This window comes from Streptomyces soli (genome assembly GCF_003999195.1).
Taxonomy (GTDB): Bacteria; Actinomycetota; Actinomycetes; order Streptomycetales; family Streptomycetaceae; genus Actinacidiphila; species Actinacidiphila soli.
This window is the reverse complement of the sequence record NZ_RJVR01000412.1, coordinates 1-2,637: the sequence shown is the minus strand read 5'-3', so window position 1 is coordinate 2,637 and position 2,637 is coordinate 1. Positions and strand designations below refer to the sequence as shown.

Here is a 2,637-nt window from a genome sequence, read left to right as displayed (position 1 = left end):
CGCTGAGATAAAGGCACCATATGGTCTGGTATATCAGTTCGGCAGGTACTAATCCATCATCGATTGTCGGTGTACGGACGAGCGCGGAACGGAGCCCGATGACCACACGCGAGCACATTATCGAACCAACCTTGATCCATCACGAGTGGGACGCCGATCTCGAGCCGGCGTTGGCGATCAACTCCGGCGACGTGGTGCACTACGACCTCAAGGTGGCCGGTGAAGGCCAGGTTTGGCCTGGTGCGACGTACCCCGAAAGCAAGTTTGATTTCGACACGATCTACAACCTGTCCGGTCCGCTGTTCGTCAACGGGGCGCAAGCCGGCGATACGTTGGAGATCGAAATCCTCGATCTGAAGCCCGGAGACTGGGGTTGGGCGGCGTTCCTGCCTGGGCTTGGCCTGCTGCCGGAGGATTTCCCCGAAGGGTATGTCCGGACGTTCGACCTGACCCGGGGCGAGACCACGACTCTCGTCCCGGGCGTGGAAATTCCGGTGTCGCCGTTCCTCGGGGTGCTGGGCAATCATCCTGGCGAGCCTGCTCGGCAGTTGCCCTTCCCGCCCCACCACGGCGGCGGCAACATGGACAACCGGCATCTCACCGCCGGCGTCACCCTGTGGCTCCCCGTCTTCGCCGACGGTGCACTGTTCTCCTGTGGCGATCCGCACGCGGCGCAAGGCGACGGCGAGGTGTGCGTGACCGCGGTGGAATGTCCGATGCAGACGTCGCTCCGGTTTACGCTGCACAAGCGGCGGTCCGAGGCGCCCAGTTTCCAGGTCCCGCCCGCCGCGGTCTCACCGAAGGACTCGGCCGGCTACCACGCCACCATGGGCATTGACCCGGACCTGATGACCGGTGCGAAGAAGGCGACCCGAGCCATGATCGACTGGCTGGTCGATGAGCACGGACTGACTCGCGAGGACGCCTACATCCTTTGCAGCGCCGCCGGAGACCTCAAAATCTTCGAAATCGTAGACTCCGGCGTCTGGAATGTGGGCATGACAATGCCGCTGAGCATCTTCCAGACCCGATAACACCAGTGCCGGTTGCCGGTGGCGGTGTCTCTGCCTTTGACAGCGCCACCGGACGGGGTCTGATCGACAATCTTCACGATAGGAAGACGCCAGTGAGTGTACCCCCTGAGCCAACTGTCTCCGAGAGAGCCACGCCCGGCGCGGCCGCCGTGCCGTCGCCGCCGGAAACGCGGCTGGCCGGCGGCAGCCTCAACCTACGCCGGGTGGCCTTCATCGGCCTTGCCTACTTCGCGCTCGCGCCGGTCATCTATCTCAACATGGGGTTCATCGAATCCGCTGCCGGCGGCCCCGTCATGCCCCTGGTATTTCTTCTCATCACCATTGCCATCATCCCGACCGCGATCAGCTTCGCGGTGATGAACGGGCGGCGTCCCTCGGCGGGCAGCGCCTTCACCTGGCTGTGGGAGAGCACCAGACCGGGCGTTGGGCTCTGGGTGGGCTGGATGATGATCACGGGGTACGTCATCTCAGCGGCCCTGTACCCGCTGGCGTTCGCGGTCTTCTTCAACGCGTTTCTGCAATATTTCGGCGTGCATACGTCACTCTGGACGGGGTACGGCGGGGGCTTGCTGTCCATAGCCGTAGCGACCTACATGGCTCGCAGTAATATCCGGTTGGGCGCTCGGATGATCGGGGTGCTCATGCTCTTCGAGGCCGCTTTCGTCGCGATTGTGGCCGTCGTTATCGTCGCTCGCGGCGGCTCGCTCGGTCACTTCTCAGCCGCGCCGTTCAATCCCGGCGCCGCCAAGGCCGGGTTTTCCGGGCTCGGTCTGGCGCTGGTCTTCGCGTTCATGTCGATCGCCGGCGTCGACAGCATCGCACCGGTGGCAGAGGAGTCCAAGACCCCGAGCCGCATGATTCCGCTGGCCACCATCCTCATCACGGTCATCGCCGGGCTGTTCTGGACGCTCACCTCATACGGCTTCGCGATCTCGGTGCCGGTCCACACGGTTGAGGCCTACGTCAGTGCCGGCCAGGTCACCCCGGTATACCCGATCGCCCAGAAGTACGTCGGCGCACTCGCCATCCTTGTGCCGATCACTGGCTTCACCGCGGCGATCGCGAGCTTCGGCGCCTCGATCTACGCGGCAAGCCGGTTGCTGTACGCGGTGGCCCGTGAAGGTTTTGGTCCGGCCCGACTGGCCAAAGTAGACAGCAAGACCCACGGCCCCTGGAACGCCGAACTGGCCACGATCCTCATCGCCGCCGTGTCTCTGATCTTCTTCGCCTGGTGGCAGGACGGTCCCTCGAACGGGTATGGATACCTCGGCGTGATCTTCGTCTTCTTCGTGCTGGTCTGTTACCTCGGGGTCAACGTCGCCAACCTCGTCTACCACCTGCGCTACAAGCGCCCGGAATTCCGTTGGTTTGTCAATGGCGCTGTGCCCGTCCTCGGCATCATCATCGACGGCTACATCCTCTACCAGGGATTCTTCGTCGCTGAACTGGGCCTGCCGTTCAAGACCGGAGGCAGCATCGTCCTGTTCTCCTTGCTATGGGCCGTCGTTGGTATCGGATGGGCCGTCCGGTGGGCGCGGAAGCGGGACCTGCGCTCGGTCTCGCTCACCACTCTTGAGACCGACGCCGGGTAGCGCGTCCCGGC

At 63.9% G+C, this 2,637-nt stretch carries 2 protein-coding genes; both read left to right on the top strand.

The genetic code is table 11. From position 1 onward, the window contains the following. Positions 1 to 98 precede the first annotated feature (98 nt). The gene (locus tag EFK10_RS46810; RefSeq protein WP_127361699.1) at positions 99 to 1,034 is read left to right on the top strand and encodes an acetamidase/formamidase family protein; all 936 of its coding nucleotides are present in this window, start codon (positions 99 to 101) and stop codon (positions 1,032 to 1,034) included. A 92-nt stretch (positions 1,035 to 1,126) separates the two neighbouring features. Beyond that, complete coding sequence (locus EFK10_RS46805; RefSeq protein ID WP_164836530.1) at positions 1,127 to 2,626, top strand: APC family permease; 1,500 nt, start codon at positions 1,127 to 1,129, stop codon at positions 2,624 to 2,626. Positions 2,627 to 2,637: the final 11 nt, after the last annotated feature.

Bases quoted from the DNA above. Each gene is read 5' to 3' on its own strand.
- EFK10_RS46810 (WP_127361699.1), top strand. From the start codon at position 99: ATGACCACACGCGAGCACATTATCGAACCAACCTTGATCCATCACGAG.